The organism is Rubripirellula tenax (genome assembly GCF_007860125.1).
Taxonomy (GTDB): domain Bacteria; phylum Planctomycetota; class Planctomycetia; order Pirellulales; family Pirellulaceae; genus Rubripirellula; species Rubripirellula tenax.
In genome coordinates, this window is the sequence record NZ_SJPW01000005.1 from 181,751 (window position 1) to 183,964 (window position 2,214).

General features: G+C 52.6%; 3 protein-coding genes. 1 reads left to right on the forward strand and 2 read right to left on the reverse strand.

Going from position 1 to position 2,214, the window contains the following annotated elements; all coding sequences use genetic code 11:
• Positions 1 to 258: 258 nt before the first annotated feature.
• The gene (locus Poly51_RS18870) at positions 259 to 492 is read right to left on the reverse strand and encodes a hypothetical protein (RefSeq protein WP_146459348.1); all 234 of its coding nucleotides are present in this window, start codon (positions 490 to 492) and stop codon (positions 259 to 261) included.
• A 58-nt stretch (positions 493 to 550) separates the two neighbouring features.
• Between Poly51_RS18870 and Poly51_RS18875 the strand changes: the two genes are divergently transcribed.
• Complete coding sequence (locus Poly51_RS18875) at positions 551 to 931, forward strand: hypothetical protein (RefSeq protein ID WP_146459349.1); 381 nt, start codon at positions 551 to 553, stop codon at positions 929 to 931.
• A 324-nt stretch (positions 932 to 1,255) separates the two neighbouring features.
• Here Poly51_RS18875 and Poly51_RS18880 read toward each other — a convergent pair whose 3' ends face one another.
• Entirely contained in the window at positions 1,256 to 2,056 is an 801-nt protein-coding gene (locus Poly51_RS18880; protein ID WP_146459350.1) for a hypothetical protein, read from the reverse strand.
• Positions 2,057 to 2,214 lie beyond the last annotated feature (158 nt).

The following is a 2,214-nucleotide window of genomic DNA, read 5'->3' on the forward strand; positions in this document are numbered from 1 at the left end:
AGTTCAGCTGCCACTAGGGTTGGCGTGATCAACATCAACAGAGCTAGTGTTCGGATTAACATTTTGAAACCTCGCAGAAAGTGTAGTGTAGAAAAGAGTGGATTGTCGCAGTCGACGAACGGTAGGGTTCAGCGGGGCCGCGCGAACGACTCACCACTTCAAAAATGTCAATTCGCGGCCTCCGTTGCAACCCATGGTTCGCCGCAGTACTTGACGTTGCGTTGAAGGCGCACAGTCGTCGAGCAGGTTCTCGACAAACTACGGTCGCTTACGATTCGAGAGTGCCTCAACAATCACCGATGGTGATTTTCCTCGCTCATTGTATTGGGAAATTGCGTTGCGGACAGCATCAAAGTCGTTGTCGTCAATCGCTTCGCTGATAAGTCGTATCGCTGCGTTGCTGTGAGCTGCACGGGCAGCGTTGCCGACCGCGTTCGAGTACAGCACGGCAAGCAAAACCAGGATGATGCCAGCAACGATTAGGTTTCGCATTGACGTGTTGAAGTGGTTGCTGAGGACATAGTACGAGATTGCAATCGGCGAGCCACTGGTGTCGGCGAACGGTAGTGATGTGCGGGCGGCGGCGATTGATTTTCCATTCGTGAGCGGCGACCACCGCCGCTCCGTCACCATCACATGGTTACCCGCATTCTTGCTTGTAGTACGTTTCGATCTCGCGCCTGATCTGTGCTGCGCACTCACGATTGCGATCGAAGTCAAAGCTCATGATACATCCGCTGGCACTACCTCGCACCGTACCACCGGCCCACGAAACAACAAATCCTTCTTCCTCGCAAACATCGCCCGTAAGTATGAATCCAACGTCAGGAGGGCAGCGTCTTCTTTCGTCGCGCTGTGGCACTGGATACCCGTTGTCAATGTCTTCTTCCGTCGGCCAGCAGGTCAACAGGCGTCCAAACCAATGCCGTAATTGGTCTTCGGAAACCGAGACGACATCACGAACGAGAAAGCCTGGATGGTTGCCGTGAATCCGAACGTCGGGTGTTTCGTCTCCGGTTGCGTTTGACGCAACTCCAAGCATTGCACCCGTAGCGCCAGCGAGGTCGTGTGAACTCACAAGTTGGTGTCAACTATTTCGGGTAACGACCGGCATCACCGGGCGGGGAGAGTAAAGTTGTCCATGTCAAATTCGGCCGCAAGCCCCGCTCCGTGTGAATGCCTTGGTTATCCGCCAAGGTGATTTCAATCCGGGCTACCCGAAAGCCTTGTTGTCCAACACACGCCAAAAGAAGCATCAGTTGGGGTTGTCGTACAAGACGCACCCCAGGTCTTCGGCCATGCTACTAGCGAGCTCATGCTCCAAGCTTCGGCATTTCTGACCAGCGTGCTCTAGCAGACCCTTTAATTCTTCGTTGCTGCTGCCGCTAAGCGCAAGGTCGTGGTCGATTTTAGTGCAAAGTTCTTCGACCTTCGCGGCAAACGCGTCATAGACTGACGAGAGCGACAAATTAAAACTCAGATCCTCAGATAGCTTGGCCAAATATGCACGAGTGTCGCTAGATCCAACAATGCCAGCTGAACTGCAGATTGTACGATACAACATCAGGTTTGAAACTACGTCTTCGGCCACCTTTTCGGGATCAAATTGTTCACCTGTTCTATTGAAGGCATCGAGACCAAGACTAGATTCGATTCGTTTTCTACACTGATATTCGTAAGCAGCAAGCTCGATACGGTCGGGACTCATGTCACCGCGAAGACGTGTGTTGTCAGCAAGCCGTTTCCACACATCAATCTGTGCTGCCAATGTTGATCCCTGCCGGAGCTCCGCGATTTCTTTCTGCGTTTGCAAAGACTCCTGTCGCTCTAAGCGAGCGATTCGCAACTCCTCGGTTTGCATCATCAACGCAACAACGACCCCGGCTAATGCTAAGCCACTGAAAAGAGCATTCAGGAAACCGTGAGCATCACCAATTTGTGCGAATGCCTCCGAACCACCAAACCACCAAACGGCTATCGTGATTAAGAGGTAGGCAATTGAGAACCCAAGAGCAACCAGGGAGACGACGCGAAATGTCTTGAGGTACGAATCCATGCGTTGTACTTAGAGGTCGACACAGAAATGCCGGATAACGTTAGTGATCAGCGGGGACGGGCGAACGACTTGCAAGCGAACGGAAAAACGGACCACCCGTCCTCCGTTGAATCACATGGTTATCCGCCGTCTTCGGTTGCACTAGCGGAAGAACCATT

Excerpts from the sequence above, each read along its gene's own strand:
- Poly51_RS18880 (WP_146459350.1), bottom strand. The coding sequence starts at position 2,056 with ATGGATTCGTACCTCAAGACATTTCGCGTCGTCTCCCTGGTTGCTCTT.
- Poly51_RS18870 (WP_146459348.1), bottom strand. The coding sequence starts at position 492 with ATGCGAAACCTAATCGTTGCTGGCATCATCCTGGTTTTGCTTGCCGTG.